This window comes from Rhodovulum marinum (assembly GCF_004343075.1).
GTDB lineage: Bacteria > Pseudomonadota > Alphaproteobacteria > Rhodobacterales > Rhodobacteraceae > Rhodovulum > Rhodovulum marinum.
In genome coordinates this window covers 1-17,157 of sequence record NZ_SLXP01000011.1, presented here as the reverse complement: position 1 = coordinate 17,157, position 17,157 = coordinate 1, and the positions used below count along the sequence as shown (strand labels likewise).

Here is a 17,157-nt window from a genome sequence, read left to right as displayed (position 1 = left end):
GCGAAACCCCGGGCGTAGAACATGATCCTGAAGATGCCGCCCGCCCAGTGTCCAGCCAAGCAGAGATTTCATGACGACAGCCTTGCTCGAAGATCGCCCGACCCGCTGTCCCGTTCTGATCGTCGATCTGGACGGGACGCTGTTGCGGTCGGACCTGCTGTTCGAGACCTTCTGGAGCGCGCTTGCCGCCGACTGGCGCAGCCCCGTCCGGGCGGCGCTGACGCTGCGGGCCGGGCGGGCGGCGCTGAAGCGCCATCTGGCCGCGGCGAGCGTGGTGGACATCGCGACGCTGCCCTATGATGCGGACGTGCTGACCTATGTGCGGGACTGGCGGGCGGCGGGCGGGCGCACGGCGCTGGTGACCGCCAGCGACGAAGGCCTCGCGACCCGGATCGCCGACCATCTGGGCGTGTTCGACGAGGTCCATGGCTCGGACGGGGCACGCAATCTGAAGGGCGCGGTCAAGGCCGACTTCTTGACCGCCCGCTTCGGGGACGGGGGCTTTGCCTATATGGGTGATGCGCCCGCCGACCTGCCGGTCTGGGAACGGGCGACGAAGGCGATCACCGTGAACGCGCCCGCAGCCCTGCGCCGCCGGGTCGCGGCGATCGGGCGCGAGGTTGAGCATCTGGGACCGGCCCGGGCGGCGGTCGGCCCTTATCTGAAGGCGCTGCGCCCGCATCAGTGGCTGAAGAACATCCTCGTCTTCCTGCCCATGATTGCCGGGCATCGCTATGACCTCGCGACGCTGGGGCTAAGCCTTATGGCCTTTGTCGCCTTCAGCCTGGTGGCCAGCGCCGTCTACGTCCTGAACGATCTGCTGGACCTGTCGGCGGACCGCGCCCATCCGCGCAAATCCCGTCGGCCGTTCGCCAGCGGCAACGTTCCGATCGCCCATGGTTCCTGGATGGCCGCGGGGCTGCTGGCCGGCGGCGTGCTGGTCTCGGCAAGCCTCGGCTGGGCGTTCCTCGGGGTCATGTCGGTCTATTTCGTCGCCACCACCGCCTATTCGCTGAATCTCAAGCGCCGCACGATCATCGATATCGTGACGCTCGCCTGTCTTTACACGATCCGCATCGTCGCTGGCGGGGTCGCGACGGGGATCGCGCTGTCGGTCTGGCTGCTGGCGTTTTCGGTGTTCTTCTTCTTTGCATTGGCGGCGGTGAAGCGTCAGGCCGAGCTTGTCGACGGCGTCCGGCGCGGCCAGCTCGCAGCCACGGGGCGGGGCTATCACGCGGACGATCTGCCGCTGATCTCGCAATTCGCGGTCTCGGCGGGTTATGTCTCGGTGCTGGTCATGGCGCTTTACGTCAATTCGCCTGCGGTGGGGGAGCTTTACAGCTATCCGCCGGCGCTCTGGGGGATCTGCCTGGTTCTGCTCTACTGGATCACACGGATGGTAATGGTCACCCATCGAGGGGGCATGCATGACGATCCCGTCGTCTATGCGGCGAAAGATCGGATCAGTCAGATTTGCGTCATCCTGATGTTCGGCGCGGGCCTCGCCGCGACGTTCCTGTAGCCGGGCCAAGGCGGCACGGCAGGGGGCGCCAGGGCTGGCATTCCCGGCGATCGTTTCTTGCGGGCGCGGCGCTTTCCGCCGCGCCCGGCCGGTCCGGGTTTCGCATGCGAAACCCGGAGCTCAGCCCAGATCGAACAGATCCGGCAGATCGCCCGAAAGGACATGCAGCGCGGGATCGGCGAGGTCGATGCCGATTTCGAGGAACGCGGTCTGGCCGCTGCCGGCACTCAGTTCCAGCCGCAGCTCATCGGCCGCATGGTCGAGGATGATCGTCGCGTTCCTGTCGCCACCCAGACCATGGATGTCGATGGCGTCGAAGGTTCCGGACAGCATGTCCACCTCGATCAGGCTGAGGCTGTCGGCCCCGCCAGGAAGATCGGAAAGATCGAGTTTCAACGTCCCGTCGAGGATGACATGCGAGTCCACCGGGCTGCCCTGCTGATCCCAGCGGCCGCTGCGGAACTCCGTCAACGTCGCGAAGCCCTCCGCGTCGGCATCGAAGGTCAGAACCGACCCGTCATGCATGCGCAGCAGGGCGGTGCCGGTGCCGTTCCCGTCGAAGCCGACGCTGGCGTCCGCGCCTTCGATGCGCAGCTCGCTGCCGCCGGTTAGATCATAGCGCGCCCCGTCGGTGGCGAGAATCGCCTGCCCGCCCGAGATCGCGACCGCGGTCGTCCCCGTTACCTCACCGGTATTGGCAAGCCGGCCGCCAGTGACATCGAAGATCATCAGATCCGCGTCGCCATAGCCGTCGAACCAGAACTGGCCCGGGCCCTCCACTGTGATCAGCCCGCCATCCGCGCCGGTCTCGAGCGCGCCCTCGACCGTCAGCTTGCCGCTGGTGACATGCAGCCGCCCGCCTGATCCCAGGTCGAGATCCGTGATCGTCGTGGTCCGCGCGCCGTAATACACCCAGTTGCCGCCCAGATCGACATTATCGCCATCGTCGGGGACGGCCTGGGTCGTCCAGTTGATCCGGGTGTCCCAGCGGATGCCGTCGGCAAGCGTGTTCGGCACAAAGCGGTGGGTCGTCTCAGTGCCATTCGGTGCAACGCCGAAGCTGTTCTGGAAATAGGCGACAATATCTTGCGCCGTGGGGGCGCCGTCGGTCCAGTTCTCTCTTGCATAAGCCATCAGCTCGGTGAGCCAGCCGCTTTTGTAATAATTGTCCAGCTGTTCGTCATCGGGATGCGCACCGGCGGGGCGACCAAGGAACTGCGCCGCAAAGTTCTGGATCGTTGTCTGATCGGCGATGTCGGTATCGAGATCGCTATCGTAGCGCTCGTTGCCATGGGTGCGGGTTGAGTTCGGATCAGTCCCGAGCCAGTTGTAGATGATGGTATCGTCGTGGAAGAGATCCGTCGTGGTTGTCAGCGGGTTGCTTGTACCGGTCTTCCAGGCGATTTCCGCCGGATTGTTGGGGTCAGCCAGGTGAGCGATGATATTGTTGAAGACGGTGGTGTCGTACCCCGTGTTTTGTATGCCCCAATTCACCGCGCCAATATTCGAGGAAAGCTTGTAGCCCGCGGATGTGACGACATTGTCGGCAACGAAGCTGTAATTCCCGATCGGACCGTCATTTCTGTATACCCCACCCAGAACGTTGAAGGCCACGTTGTTGTCGATGAAGGCATTGTTCTCGATATGGCCACCGCCCCGGAACTGGGCGCCGACAGAGGCGGCCTGGGCCGAGATGTTGTCGCGGAAGGTGACGTCGGTCGTCGTGTTCTGAAGATAGATGTTATGGCTGAACTTGTTGGGCGGCATGCCGCCTTCGGTGGAGCCGTCCAGCCGGTAGTCGTCTCCCCAGCCATTGTGGTGGAAGAGCGTATCCTCGATCAGGATGCCGGAAGTCTCGCGTACGAAAAGCCCGGCAGCGGTGCCACTCCAGGTGCCGCCCTCCGGTTCTGGCGGAACGACATCGACGATTTCGGAATTGTGCAGGGTGAAGCCCTTGAGAGGACGACTGAACCCTTGAAAACTTACCCCTCCGGAGAAGTGCATATTGGTCAGGATGACGTTGTCGGCCGTCAGATTGCCGAACCCTTGGACCAGTTCCAGGTCGCTGACCACGATGTTTGACGTGGCCCATTGGGGGGCGATGCCGAACGCTGAATCGATCACCGGACGGTCGCCTGTGCCCCAGGATGTCACGTGAAGCGGGTGCAATTCCGACTCGCCCCTGGCGCCCCAGGCGAAGACACCGCCGAGATCCTCGTATGTGTAGCCCTTCTCGAACATGAGCCAGTGGGACGACGGGGCCGGTGACGTGTTGTTCAGGGTCAGCCCGGTCAGACCGCCCTTGCCGATCCAGAGCTCCATGCCTGCGTCGACGGCCAGGGCCATCGCCTCGGATCCGCCGTATTCGGGGTGGGCGACCAGCCATTTCGCGGTGATCTCGCCTTCCGACAGTCCTTCCCGCGCGGCAATGTCCGCCTTGCTCAGCGCGGTCTCGCTGCCCGAGACATAGACCTTCCGGTGATTGTCGCCATGCTCGACGACGATGTCGCCATTGGCATCCTCTGCCAGCATGTAATGCGTGCCCGTGCCCCATCCGGCCTCCTGGGTCGGGGCGGCGACGTCGAAGCTGGCGGTGCGGGCATCGACCGTGCCATCGGTGTAGGTGATCGTGTAGTCCAGCGACAGCGGCCCGCTGTAATCGCTGCCCGACAGCACCAGCGCGATGGTGTTGTCGGGGTTCACCGTCGCGTTGCCATGTTCGGGCAGGTCGGTGATTTCCACCGCAGCGATCTCGTCGGCCTGCTCGGGCAGGAGCGTCGTGACGCGCCCGCCCGCCAGCGACAGTGTCGTGCCCGGCGACAGGGTGACGACCGGACCGGCCGGATCGGATGGTTGCCCGGCATCGTCCTGGCCGTCGGTCTCGTCGGGGGGCTGGGGATCCTCTTCGCCGGTTTCCGTGTCCGTTTCGTCCCCTGGCCCGCCGTTTTCTTCGCCGTCACCCGTTTCCCCGCTGTCGCCGGGATCCGCCGGATCGGGAGTTTCGTCTTCGGCGCGGTCGTCGTCTGTTTCAGGGGCGCGGCCCGGGTTGGGGTCGCGCCGGGTCGCGGTTTCGCTGTCACGTCCGGCCGTTCCGGTTGCCGGGGGTTCGGTTTCGCCGGGGTCCAGAATGACGATGTCCCAGTCGGACCGGGGGGGAGGCGTGGAGAGGGTGGTGTCGGTTTCCGTTCTCGTGCGATCGGCGCGAATATTCGAGAGGGCGTTCTGCATGCTGTGCTCCTGGCCGGCCACGCAACGGATGGGAGTCACCATGACAAAGCACACTCCAACCACGCACAGCAGCCAAACCGCGGCCGAGCGCCTCACCCATTCCTCTCCGGCGCGTGACGCCGTTTCATTCTTTTTTCGTCGGTGCAAACCACGGACGGATCGAGGCGCCCCCTGTCACATCCCGGCCAAGGCACCCGGTGTGGGGGCGACGCCGGCATCATGTCATGGGAAGCCCTGGAGCCTGCGGTTGGCGCGACCGAACCTACAGGTTGCCCGTCTCAAGACAACGACACTCACGATCTGGTGGCATGAACTTTCCGGATCGGCGGCGAAGTCTTGCCGAACGTTTCAGGTCCGGTCGGTGGATCCATGCCGACCAAGGGGTGGGGGTGCGGCATGTGGTTCGGTTTCGGCTGGCTGCGGTGTGGCGCACTCGGCTTCCCGCAAGCTCAGGCCCGTTTCAGCGCAGTCTGATACAATCGAGGCGAATTGCGAGTGACTGCGCACCGTCTGCAAAATACCTGCGAGGTGTCTGTTCTGTTCCGAGGCCGTTCGGTCCCCGATATCAGTGCCTGGCGCGCCTGTCCCGCCGTCGCAGGGCACCCATGAGGCCCAGCCCCCCCAGCAACATCGAGGCCGTCGCCGGAAGCGGGATGATCTCGGGGGCGCTGGCCTCGGTATAGGACAGCGTTGCCGTCACGGTATCCCCGTCCCCGAAATCGTCGACGATGTCGCTGAAGAGCATCTCCACCACCGTCGCACCATCGGCCAGCAGCGTGTCGAGGAGGCCCCCCGGAAGGGCGAGGTTCAGCGAGAAGGTACAATCGGTATCGTCTGCGTTGACTGCGCCCCCGGGAATACGCTGTGGGTTAGTCTCCTCTGTCGCGTCAGCTGCGCAGGTGTAGCTGCCTAAAACTTCCCCATCGGCCCGCAGCGTGAAGAACTCGCCCGGACCCGTGACATCCAGCCCGGAAAAATCCGGCGCGTCGAGAGCAGGCCCGGTCGCGATGGTCAGGACGCCCCCGATGCCGTCACTCGGGGCTAGGCCGGCGAACGCGAAGGTCAGATCATTGGCGAAACCGTTCGTTCCGGTCACCGTCTGCGTGATGCTGACGGTCGCCGCCTGAGCAACAGAACCGCAAAGAAGAAAAAGGCCAGCCGAGGCCAGCACAACAGTCCTGATCATGTCCACCCCCAAGGTTCCGTATCGCGGCATTTCATCCGAAAGCACCCTTCGGATATGTCCCGATCCGGACACGCAAAAGCACATTATCCCCATGCTCAGATTATCTGGTGGGGCTTTGCTTTGAAAGCCTTCATGGGGACGGGAAGATTCAGCTTCCGGATGAATTCCCCCGCCCGTGCAGGGGCGCCGGCGCGATCATGGACCGATCGCGGCGAATCCCGGCAGGGCTGTCCGCCGGCGAAGCCGTGGGAAACGCTGAATGCTCTGGGCGAGGATCGGTTCGGATTCGGCTACGGTCCCGACGGTGTATCGCGGCGAGGCCGGAAATCCTGCGGATATCGTCCTGTTACAGCCCCATCCCTGTTGCACCTCTGGTCGCAACGGAACTAACGTGTCGCCGTTTTCGCAGCCGATTGTGATAGACCCGTCAGATGTCGGGCAGGGGTTCAGGTATGGGCAGCAAGAGTCGGATAGAGGCCTGCCGGACCTGTGCGTTCCCGGCCATCAATTCCTTTGCGCTTCCGAAACCCTGAGCCTGGAAGATGCGTCACGCCAAAAGGACGAAGGAGGCGGCATGATGGCCGATGGTACGGCGATGGCCCGGAACGTCACCGGGCTGCAATATCCCAGGGTGAAGATCCTGAACGCGCATGTCCATGACCTGACCATGGACGAGCTGCTGGAGAATGTCACCGAGGGCGCGATCCTGACCCTTCATGTCGACATGATGGTGAAGCTGCAGAAGGATCGGGCCTTCTACGACATCCTCGACCGCTTCGACGTGATCACCTGCGACAGCCAGGTCATGTATTTCGCGCTGAAATTCCTCGGCACGCCGGTGAAGGAGCGGGTCTCTGGCTCGGACTACTTCCCGCGCTTCTACAGGCGCCACAAGGACAACCCGGATGTCACGGTCTTCCTGATGGGCGGCAAGCCCGGCATCGCCGAGATGGCGGCGCAGAACATCAACGCCAGGGTAGGTCGCGCGATGATCGTCGGCACCGATGCGCCCGCCTTCGATTTCGAGACGAACCCGGCCGAAATCGACCGGATGATCGCGGCGGTGAATGACAGCGGCGCAACCGTCTGCCTGGTGGGGCTGGGCGGCGGGCGGCAGGAAAAGTTCATCATGGACTATCGTGACCGGATGCCCGGCGTGAAGCTCTGGCTGCCGCTCGGCGGCACGATCGACTACGAAAGCGGTACCTTCGCCCGCCCGCCTGCCTGGATCACCGATGCGGGGTTCGAATGGCTCTACCGGCTGGTGAAGCAGCCCCGCGCCCGGTTTCATCGCTACGTGATCCAGGATCCGCCCTTCCTCTGGGCGGTGCTGAAGCAGCGGCTGGGGATCTACCGGGATCCGTTCGCGTGAGCGCGACTCTGGACACCATTGCCGGGCGGATCCCGGGATAAGGGCTGCGGCCATGGCAGGGGTGAACATGCTGAAGTCGCGTCTTTCCCTGGCCTTGTCCGGGTTGCGAGGGGGGTCGACGAAGGCCCGGGCCCTGCGGGGATCCGGGGTCACCATTTTCCACGTCGTCGCGTCGAATGTCCTGCGCCTGCTGTCCAATCTTGTCCTGACGCGGTTGCTGTTCCCGGAGGCCTTTGGGCTGATGGCACTGATGATGGTGTTCATCGTCGGCCTGAAGCTGTTCTCCGATCTCGGTATCGACGTCCTTCTGATCCAGCACCGGCGGGGGACCGATCGCGCGTTCCTCGATACCGCATGGACGTTGCAGATCCTGCGGGGGGGGCTGCTCTGGCTGGTGGCCTGTGCGATCGCCTATCCGGTGGCCGCGATCTATGAACAGCCGCAGATTGCGGCCATGTTGCCCGTTCTGTCCCTGATCCTGATCATCGAGGGGTTCAAGACGACGAAGGAGGCGGAAGCAAACCGCGAACTCAGACTGGAACGCGTGGTCGCGCTGGACCTGGCAAGCCAGGTGATCGGTCTCGTGATCATGGCGCTCCTGGCCTTTTTACTTCGCTCGGTCTGGGCCGTGGTGTTCGGGACCCTCGTGATGTCCGCCCTCCGGGTCGCGGCGTTCCACGCCTTCCTGCCGGGCGGGCGCAACCGGCTGCACTGGGACATGTCGATCGTGCGCGAAGCTTTTGGTTTTGGAAGCTTCATTTTCTTGAGCACCATCTGCACCTTCCTAGTGAACATGGGGGGACGGTTCATTCTCGGTGCTCATGTTGATATTGGCCTCTTTGGCGTTTTCAGCATTGCAGAGATTCTGGGAACGGCCCCTGGATTGATCGGCATGGCCATCGCGCAGAAGGTCATCTTCCCACTTTATCGGATCAAGCCCCCGCAGGAGAGCGCGGAAAACCGGCGCAATCTGTTCAAAGCCCGGCGCATGGCAGCGAGCCTGTTGATCGCGATGCTGGGGGTTCTGGCCTTTATTGGCGACTGGCTGGTGCAGCTTCTCTACGATCCTCGCTATGCGCTTGCCGGGCCCATGGTCGTGCTCTTCGCGTTGAGCTGGATCCCGAGCGCGGCGCTGGCCGGGTCCAATCAGGTACTTCTGGGTTTTGGCGACAGTAAGCGACATTTTTTCCTCATGGCAGCGATGGCTGCCGTACAGATCACCCTCAGCCTTGTGGGGGTTCTGACCCTGGGGCTCGCCGGTGTGATCCTGGCGCATGGGTTGACCATCCTGCTCACCTATCCTCTGCGCGTCTGGCTGATTTCTCGGTACGATGCCTGGGATCCGAAGGGCGAGTTCGGACTGATGGGGCTGGGATTTGCGATCACCGGTCTCGCCTGCTGGCTGCAGTGGGACAGCCTGTCGGCGCTCTGGTGACGGGGTCACCACGTCTTTGGAGGGGGCCGCACCAGTGCGGAGTTAGCCGTGACGGGGAAACGCGCTTGCAGTTTTCGAGGGGCTGGTACACCGTCCCGCGGGGGGCCGATTGCGCCCCGGCGCTTTCGCCCTCTTGGGGGCATAAACGCATGAGGCCTCGTCCTTGCACCGATCGTATGAAGCGCAGGCCGAAATGCCGGGATCGTTGAAAAGAAATCGTATGGCCGAAAACATTCCATTCAATAAACCGAGCCTCATCGGCAATGAAATCAAATACATTCGGGATGCGGTCCGGCGTGGTCAGCTTGCTGGGGACGGAACCTATACGCGTTGGTGCAACGAGCGAATTCGGCACCTGACCGGTTCCGGGACGGCGCTCTTGACGCATTCCTGCACCGCGGCCCTGGAAATGGCGGCGATCCTGTGCGATCTCGGCCCCGGTGATGAGGTCATCATGCCCTCCTTCACCTTCGTGTCCACCGCCAACGCGGTCGTTCTGCGCGGGGCGACACCGGTTTTCGTGGATATCGACCCCGACACGCTGAACATCGATCCCGCCGAGGTCGCGAAATACGTCACGCCCCGGACCCGGGCGATTTTCGCCGTGCATTATGCGGGCTTTCCGGCAGACATGGATGCGCTGGCCGCGATCGCATCGAAACACGGTCTCATGCTGGTGGAAGATGCGGCCCAGGCTCTGGGGTCGACCTACAAGGGTCGACCGGCGGGCAGCCTCGGGCACATGGCTGCCTTCAGCTTCCATGAGACCAAGAACGTCATAAGCGGGGAAGGCGGCGCGCTCACCATAAATGTGCCCGATCTGGCCAGGCGCGCCGAGATCATCCGCGAAAAGGGGACGAACCGGTCCCAGTTCTTCCGCGGACAGGTCGACAAGTACACCTGGGTGGATCTGGGGTCGTCCTATCTGCCCGGAGAACTGATCGCGGCCTATCTCTTCGCACAGCTCGAAAGCGAATCTGCCATCCGCACCCGCCGCCTGTCGGTCTTCGACGCCTATCAGGAGGCCTTCCAGCCCCTCGCCGAAGGGAACCGGGTCGGCCTGCCGAAGGTTCCGCCGCACTGCACCGGCAACGGTCACATGTTCTACCTGCTGATGGAAGACCAGGAGGCGCGCAGCGCCTTCATCGCCCGGATGAAGGAACAGAATATCGCTACGCCGTTCCACTATGTGCCCTTGCACAGCGCCCCGGCAGGGCGTCGGTTCGGGCACACCCCCGGCGCGATGGCGGTGACCGACCGCATCTCCGACACGCTCGTGCGGTTGCCCATGTATTTCGATCTCGGCTCCGACATCGAGACCGTCATCGAGGCGGCTTTTCGGGCCCTGGAGGAAGCGTGATGGCCCGGCCGGAATCCGGCAAAAAGATCAGCGTTCTGTCGCCGATCTACGGCTGCCGCGACTGCCTCAAGGCGCTCGCCGACAGGGTCCGCGAGACCTTCGAAGGCACGGAGCTGGACTGGGAGCTCGTCCTGGTCGACGACCGCGGGCCCGACGCGCCTTGGGACATCATCGTGAAACTGGCCGCGGCCGATGACCGTATCCGCGGAATCCGGTTGGCCCGCAACCACGGGCAGCATCTGGCGATCTGGGCCGGCCTCGCCGCCGCGACGGGCGACTATGTGGCGATCATCGACTGCGACCTGCAGGACGATCCGACGGTGATTCCGGACCTGTACCGGCGCATCCGGGAAGAGCAGGTCGATGCCGTTCTCGTCGACCGGGGCAGCTGGTCGGATTCGAAATTCCGGCGGCTGGCCTCGCGCAGCTTCTACGGGACAGTGAAATACCTGACCGGCGTCACGATCAGCAATATCGGGAATTTCGGCCTTTACAGCCGCCGCATGGTCGACACGCTTCTGTTGTTCAAGGAACAGGAGGTCTTTCTGCCGGTCATGGTCAGCCTGACCGGCCTGTCCACGATCCGCCATACGGTCGATCGTGACGCGCGGCATGCGGGCAGCAGTTCCTATTCGGTGCGCCGCCTGCTGCAACTGGCGGTCGCGATCATCATCCGCTTTACCGACCGGCCGCTGAAGCTCAGCGTCATCATCGGGCTGATCTTCAGCGGCGCGGCGGCCGCGATTTCACTGCTCCTGCTGATCCTGTGGCTGATGGGGACCTTCACGGTGGCGGGGTGGACCAGTACGATCCTGTCCATGTGGTTCCTGTCGGGCCTGATCCTGGCCACGCTGGGCATTCACGGCTTCTACCTCGGCCGGGTCTTCCGCGAGGTGCAGGACAGGCCGCGAATTCTCGTCGAGACGACGACGATGGAATCCATCGCCGCCCGGGATGATAGAAAGGCAGTCTAGGGATCCGCCGATGAAGAGCATTTTCGCCGAAGCGCGGCGCTTTTCCAGATACGGGATCGTGGGTCTGGCGACGAACCTGTCGCTTTACCTGGTCTTCCTGCTGCTGCTGCGCCTGGGCGTGTCCCCGGTGGTATCCGCCGGGCTGTGCTACGCTCTGGGCGTTGCGATGAGCTATCTGCTCAATCGCCGCTGGACCTTTGGCAGCAATGACAGCCATGGCCGCGATCTGCCCAAGTTCCTGCTGGCCTATGGGGTGGGGTTCGTTAGTACGCTCGTGACGATCAGCCTGCTGCTGTTCTGGCTGCCTGCGGAACTGGCGCAGATCCTCAATATCGGCATCACCGCCGTGGTGATCTATACCTGCCTCCGCCTGTTGCGGTTCGGGGAGAGGAAGTCCGGACATGCCCATTGAACTGAACGACCTGGAAACCGCGCGCTTCGGCATCGTGGCCGCGCGGGTGACCGATGCGCAGGCAAGCCCGGCCGAGATCGAGGCCGCCGCCCGCGACCGGGGTGTGCAGATGCTGACCGCGCGCGTCGATGTGGGCGATCTGCCCCGCGTGCATGCGCTGGAAGAGGCGGGCTACCGGCTGATGGACACGCTGGTCTATTATGCCCGCGGTCTGGACGGCGTCGCTGATCGGGCACCCTCTCCGGCAGGAGAGATCCTGCGCCCGGCCACGGCGGCGGATGCGCCCGCGGTGGGGCAGGTGGCGCGGGCGGCCTTTGCCGGCTATCTGGGCCATTACCATGCCGATCCGCGCCTGGGCGCTGCCGCCGCCGACGCCGCCTATGTGGAATGGGCCGAGACCAGCGTCCAGACCGTCGGCCCGCGCCGGCCGGCCCTGGTGGCGCTGCAGGCTGACCGAGTCGTGGGGTTCCTGACGTTGCGCCGGAACTCCGACACCGAGATCGAGATCGTCCTGAACGCGGTGCACCCCGAGGCGCAGCGCCAGGGCCTTTACGGGCGGCTGGTCGAGCACGGCATGGCGGCGGGCCGCGCGGCGGGCTGCACCCGCGTGATCGTATCGACGCAGATCAACAACGTGGCGGTGCAGAAGGTCTGGGCGCGGCAGGGCTTTTGCATGTCTCACGGCCTTTATACCTTCCACAAGTGGATCGACGCTCAGGCATAGCCTGATCGGCGTGTTCAGGCTGGGCGCCTCAGGACGCTAGGCCCGTGACCTTCTGCCCGGGTATGATGGTGCGTCCGGCCCATCTGGAGGCCTGCATGGCCCAGGTGTTGATGGGACTGAACATCATGGCCACCAGTATGGAGGCCGCCACGGCGAGGCACCCCGCGCCAAAGCGTAACAAGTTGTTTTCAAAGTCAATCATGTAAATCGGCATGCCAACGGCAAAGGTGATTGGAACATGCGTCAGATACAAGGGAAAGGAAATCTCCCCCAGCCAACGGCTCAGCCTGTTCGAAAAGAAGGTGCACGCCGCCGGGGCGTGCAGGGCGCCTATGAAGAACAGCGTGCTGGAAATGACCAGAACCTTTATGTGTTGATCGAGGATCACGGCAATGGCCGATCCTGCGATCATCGACATCAGACCCGCCCACCCCGGGACATGCTCTACCAGCCATTGACGCAGCTGAACCGCGACGATGCCGATCAGGAAAAGGCTGTACCAGGGCTGAAGGACAAACAGCACCGCTGTCACCAGGCCATAGGCCAGCTTGTTGTCGGAAGGTTTGCCAACCAGAAGCAGCATTGCCGCCAGTCCGAACGATCCGAAGAGTTCATAGGACATCGTCCAGAGAGGCGGGGCGTAGCTGCCTTCATATGAATGGTTGAAGTAAACATCGAAAAGGGAAAACCGTATCAGATGCCACAGTGTGGGATCGAAGTCGAAATATTGCTGGTTCCAGAAGGGACGGTTTTCCGGATCGGGGATCAGGTTGGCGTTAAGCAGGGCGCTCGACAGCATGCAGGCGAAAAAGATCGGAATACCCAGCCGCAGGTAGCGTCCTGCAGCTGTCCGCATTACCATATGTCTGTTGCCCGTCTCCACGAACCCCATGGAAAGCGAAAACCCGGAGACCAGGAAAAAAAGCGCGACGGCAAAACTCCCAGTAAAGGGCCACCAGAGATCGAGATGAAGGCGGGAGATGTTAACAGGAGGCAGGACTTGCAGATAGACGTGATACCCAAGAACAACGAGTGCAGCCCAACCGCGCAACCCGTCCAAAACAAATAAACGTCGTGACAAACCGGAAACCCTTATTGCGTTTGGCGGACTTTGCCCAGGCGAGCGTATGTGGGATGCATGGTGTCACCCCGACTACCCCCTGGCAACGTGTTTCGGCCTGAGGCAATCTCCAGCAGGCGCCTGGTTTTGTGCGGCGGGGTGGGCGTCGCGCCTATCCTTCCGGGACGAAACGCAGCAGCATTGCCGTCTCGTTTCGGGCCACCATGTCCTCCGTGATCCGGCGCCCGGTCCGGTGTTCCAGTTCGGACAGAATCGCGTTACGAACCTCCCTGCCGGCGTCGTTTTTCAGAAACATCACCGTGCCGGGGTCGAGCAGATCGGAGAGCCCCCTATAGGCGGGATTGTCCGGATGGCCGGCAAACCAGGCGGACAGGGCCAGGTTGTCGGGCAGATACAGTGACCGTCCCCAGTGAACTCTTTGCCCCTCCATCTCGTAATGCCCCCTGTAGGGGATGATCTTTCCCGGCCACGCGTCCACAAGCTTGGTACCCGCTTCGAACGTCGCCTGTAGCTGGGCCGCTTCAAGAGTCTTCTGGTTCCCTTCGACGAGCAGCGCTGCCGACAGTGGGATGTAGGATAGCAACAGTGCCACCGACCGCCACCGACCAAAGTGGGGCTGCCCGGCCCAGATGGCGAAACAGACAAGAATCGCGAGCATCCCTGCATAGACCACCCGCTCCTTCACGACGGCCGTAATCGATACATAGAGGAGCAGGACGAAGAGGCTCCCTACGGCCATCAAAACCGGTGCAGTCCGTGGCAGCGACCCCGAACAGAGCGTGGCCCCGGCCAGAAGGATCAGGACCCCGGTGAGTTCAGCCCATGTGACCAGCATATAGAGATTGCCGGCAAGCCGTTCCGGCGTGAGGGACCGGATCATGTTCTGCGACACCTGCGCAACGACCTGCTGCAGATCCTCTGCCGTGTAGCTCGACGGGTCGGGCAGGAAATTCACGAGCATCACCAGCTCGTCCCGGGTCATGTCGGGCGGCAGCGTGATGCGGTCGAGATCGACATTCTTGTTGTCGTTGATCTGGCCACGTGCCGCGTTGAAGGCGACATAGTCCGCGTCGGCTGCGATCATCGCGCGGTTGCTGGCGGTCTCGGCCAGGGTCGCGAGGATCAGGAGGCCCGCCAGGCCGACGAACGCCTTGCGCGCGGGAAAGGCGGTGGTGTTGAGGACGGCGGACACGGCGAGAAAGACCAGGAAGATCAGCGAGACCAGAACGGCCGCCTCGAAGCGGATGAGGAAGGCTATGGGCAAAAGGATAAGGGCGATGGCGCCATCCCACCGCCCGCGCCCGAAGGTGTAGGCAAGCGCGGCGCAGCAGATCGCGCTGGCCGCGAGTGTGGTGAACTGCAGCGCCTGGACGTTCAGGATGATGACGAAGAGAATGAGACCGCCGGCCGCGGCCAGCGGGGGATCGCGTCGCCGGGCTGCCTCGACCAGAACCCGCAGGCCGGCATAGAGGCAGAGGCCGTAAATTACGAAGAAGAAGGCTGTATACCAGTCAAGAAACGGCACTAGGTCATAGAGGACCGCAAGGCCGAAGCCGAGGTAGTAATTCATGAAGACGGTAAAGGCCGATGGCTCGCCGTTCCAGAAACCGGAGACGATTGTCTGCATGACGATGTCGTCGTTGTCTGCGAAGCGCAGGACGAAAACGAACTGCAGCGCGAACAGGACGAGGAATGAGATGCTGAGAAGCAGGGGCGGGGGCAGCAACCGATCTGTCCAATGACTGCTCATCTACCATCTCCGGGCCAGGCGGGAAGACGAAACGATGTCAGGCCGGCGCAAGGGGTGAGCGTTATGCGCGGCAGTTGTTGACGCGTGATCAGGTGGCAGCTTGAAGGTGGTGGAGGCTGTCGCGGAACTCAAGCCCTTCGATGACTTTCTGCTGGCCATTCTGCTCGTCGAACCTGTGCCATTTCTTCTGCGCCGACATGATCAATCGGAAGGCTATTGCGAGCCCGGTCTTCCGGCTCGGGCAGTCCCTTGGTTAGACCTTCGGATTCCGGGGTCCGCGCCTGGCGACTCGGATGCTGCGCGCTGCCAGAGCCAGAGCCTGCGGCCTTGGTCCGATGACGGGTTTGGAGGCGAGGGAGAGGCCCTGCGCCGCCCGTCCCGGGAGATGAAGGATGGATGTGCAGGTTCTGGATGGCTGCCGCGACGCGACCGGCGGCTACAAGGTGGATGTGTCGCGCGGCGAGAATGTGGATCGCGTGTCGTCGGAGTGGTTCTCGCGGCCCGATGACGAGCGGTATCTGTCGCTCGACGACCTCTTCGCCTCGGTCAAGGGCCGGGCGGAGCGCAGCCGGACGCGCACGGTGGAGAGTGCGGCGATCCGGGTCGAGGCGCATCGCGACAATCCGGAAAAGCTGGGGCTTGTCCTGCCCGGTGCGGATGAGCCCATCGCGCCGACGCATTGGAGTTTCGGCCAACTCTCGAGCCTCGTCGGCGCGCCTGCGGCCTATCTGCGCCAACTGCCCGCGCCGCTGGCGGGGATCAACCTGCAGTACGGCCTGACCAACCACCGGGCCGAGCAAATCAAGACCTTGGAAGTCATGGATGGCCGTACCGAACTGCGCGCCGTGACCGGCCCCGATTATGGCCGCATCTACGACCATGAACTGGTCTCCGCCGTTCAGCGCATCGCGGGCAACGGCGTTGGCGACACGCGCTGGAAGGTCCCCGGCGTGCTCGACTGGTCGGCCGGCATCTACAACCCGCGCGCGGACGTCACGAAGGAGACGACGACGCTCTACGCTTCGGACCGCGACGTGTTCCTGTTCCTCGTCGACGACCTGAACCCCATCGAGGCGGGGCTGCTGCCCGACGGCTCGCCCGACCTCTATTTCCGGGGCTTCTATTGCTGGAACTCGGAGGTGGGCGCCAAGACGCTTGGCATCGCCAGCTTCTACCTGCGCGCGGTCTGCCAGAACCGCAACCTCTGGGGCGTCGAGGACTTCCAGGAGATCACGATCCGGCATTCGAAATACGCCGCCTCCCGCTTCGCCCACGAGGCCGCCCCGGCGCTGAACCGCTTTGCCGAGTCCTCGCCCGGGCCCTTCATCGACGGCATCCGGGCGGCACGCGAGAAGATCGTCGCGCGGTCGGACGAGGACCGTCAGGATTTCCTGCGCAAGCGCGGGTTCTCCAAGGCGGAGACGGGGCGGATCGTCGAGACGGCTCTGGCCGAAGAAGGCCGCCCGCCCGAGAGCGTCTTCGATTTCGTGCAAGGGATCACCGCTGTGGCGCGCACCAAGCCGAACCAGGATGCGCGGCTGGTGATGGAGGGTAAAGCGAAGGTGTTGCTGGACAGGGTCGCCTAGCAGGCGAGCCGCCCTTCCTCGGCGGTCACGGCCCATCGATCCCCCGAGGGAGAGATGGGCCGGGTTTTCCGTGACGGGTTTGGAGGTCAGAGGAGTGTCCCCCGGCCGGCCCGTCGCGGAGATATCCCGATGACCAAGCAACAGAAGATCACCCTCAGCGCCTCGCGCGACATCCCCTTCAACAAGCTGATGCTCAGCCAGTCGAACGTGCGCAACGTCAAGGCGGGCGTCTCGATCGAGGAACTGGCCGAGGACATCGCGCGGCGGACGCTGCTCAGCTCCATCACCGTGCGGCCGGTGCTGGACGACAGCGGCGCCGAGACAGGCATGTACACGATCCCCGCCGGCGGGCGGCGGTTCCGGGCGCTGGAACTTCTGGTGAAACAGAAGCGCATGAACAAGACCGCGCTGGTGCCCTGCATCGTCCGCACGGACGGGCTCGCCGAGGAAGACAGCCTGGCCGAGAACGTCCAGCGCGCGCCGCTGCACCCGCTCGACCAGTTTCGCGCCTTCCAGGCGATGCGCGA

At 63.6% G+C, this 17,157-nt stretch carries 13 protein-coding genes and 1 pseudogene; 9 read left to right on the top strand and 5 right to left on the bottom strand.

Annotation, left to right across the window (positions count from 1 at the left end):
- Positions 1-70 precede the first annotated feature (70 nt).
- Positions 71-1,522: a UbiA family prenyltransferase gene (locus tag EV662_RS15055; RefSeq protein WP_132464330.1), complete on the top strand. Its 1,452-nt coding sequence runs from the start codon at positions 71-73 to the stop codon at positions 1,520-1,522.
- Positions 1,523-1,642: 120 nt separating this feature from the next.
- Here the strand turns inward: EV662_RS15055 and EV662_RS15050 are convergent, their stop codons facing one another.
- Positions 1,643-4,750: a right-handed parallel beta-helix repeat-containing protein gene (locus EV662_RS15050; RefSeq protein ID WP_132464327.1), complete on the bottom strand. Its 3,108-nt coding sequence runs from the start codon at positions 4,748-4,750 to the stop codon at positions 1,643-1,645.
- A 565-nt stretch (positions 4,751-5,315) separates the two neighbouring features.
- Entirely contained in the window at positions 5,316-5,936 is a 621-nt protein-coding gene (locus EV662_RS15045) for a PEP-CTERM sorting domain-containing protein (RefSeq protein WP_341799085.1), read from the bottom strand.
- A gap of 577 nt (positions 5,937-6,513) precedes the next feature.
- On the opposite strand from EV662_RS15045, the gene EV662_RS15040 reads away from it, so the two are divergent.
- From EV662_RS15040 to EV662_RS15015, 6 genes are all read left to right on the top strand, one after another.
- Entirely contained in the window at positions 6,514-7,308 is a 795-nt protein-coding gene (locus EV662_RS15040; RefSeq protein WP_165915612.1) for a WecB/TagA/CpsF family glycosyltransferase, read from the top strand.
- Between the two features lie 52 nt (positions 7,309-7,360).
- Positions 7,361-8,743: an oligosaccharide flippase family protein gene (locus EV662_RS15035; protein ID WP_132464318.1), complete on the top strand. Its 1,383-nt coding sequence runs from the start codon at positions 7,361-7,363 to the stop codon at positions 8,741-8,743.
- Positions 8,744-8,963: 220 nt separating this feature from the next.
- Positions 8,964-10,103: a dTDP-4-amino-4,6-dideoxygalactose transaminase gene (gene rffA / locus EV662_RS15030; RefSeq protein WP_132464315.1), complete on the top strand. Its 1,140-nt coding sequence runs from the start codon at positions 8,964-8,966 to the stop codon at positions 10,101-10,103.
- Positions 10,103-11,077, top strand: coding sequence for a glycosyltransferase family 2 protein (locus tag EV662_RS15025; RefSeq protein WP_132464312.1), 975 nt, complete (start codon positions 10,103-10,105; stop codon positions 11,075-11,077). Before rffA ends, EV662_RS15025 begins: the two co-directional genes overlap by 1 nt.
- 10 nt (positions 11,078-11,087) lie before the next feature.
- Positions 11,088-11,489: a GtrA family protein gene (locus EV662_RS15020; protein WP_165915611.1), complete on the top strand. Its 402-nt coding sequence runs from the start codon at positions 11,088-11,090 to the stop codon at positions 11,487-11,489.
- Positions 11,479-12,213 carry a GNAT family N-acetyltransferase gene (locus EV662_RS15015; RefSeq protein WP_132464307.1) on the top strand — a complete coding sequence of 245 codons (735 nt, stop codon included), beginning with the start codon at positions 11,479-11,481 and terminating at the stop codon, positions 12,211-12,213. The genes EV662_RS15020 and EV662_RS15015 overlap by 11 nt, the downstream gene beginning before the upstream one ends.
- A gap of 28 nt (positions 12,214-12,241) precedes the next feature.
- Here EV662_RS15015 and EV662_RS15010 read toward each other — a convergent pair whose 3' ends face one another.
- The 3 genes and pseudogenes from EV662_RS15010 to EV662_RS19935 form a co-directional block, all read right to left on the bottom strand.
- Complete coding sequence (locus EV662_RS15010; protein ID WP_165915610.1) at positions 12,242-13,294, bottom strand: acyltransferase family protein; 1,053 nt, start codon at positions 13,292-13,294, stop codon at positions 12,242-12,244.
- Positions 13,295-13,445: 151 nt separating this feature from the next.
- Entirely contained in the window at positions 13,446-15,044 is a 1,599-nt protein-coding gene (locus EV662_RS15005) for a hypothetical protein (RefSeq protein WP_132464301.1), read from the bottom strand.
- Positions 15,045-15,132: 88 nt separating this feature from the next.
- A pseudogene (locus EV662_RS19935) lies at positions 15,133-15,294 on the bottom strand (IS256 family transposase); the annotation flags it as partial.
- Positions 15,295-15,436: 142 nt separating this feature from the next.
- On the opposite strand from EV662_RS19935, the gene EV662_RS15000 reads away from it, so the two are divergent.
- The gene (locus EV662_RS15000; RefSeq protein ID WP_132464298.1) at positions 15,437-16,630 is read left to right on the top strand and encodes a DUF932 domain-containing protein; all 1,194 of its coding nucleotides are present in this window, start codon (positions 15,437-15,439) and stop codon (positions 16,628-16,630) included.
- A gap of 129 nt (positions 16,631-16,759) precedes the next feature.
- A partial coding sequence (locus tag EV662_RS14995; protein ID WP_165915609.1) for a ParB/Srx family N-terminal domain-containing protein occupies positions 16,760-17,157 on the top strand: 398 nt, incomplete at its 3' end.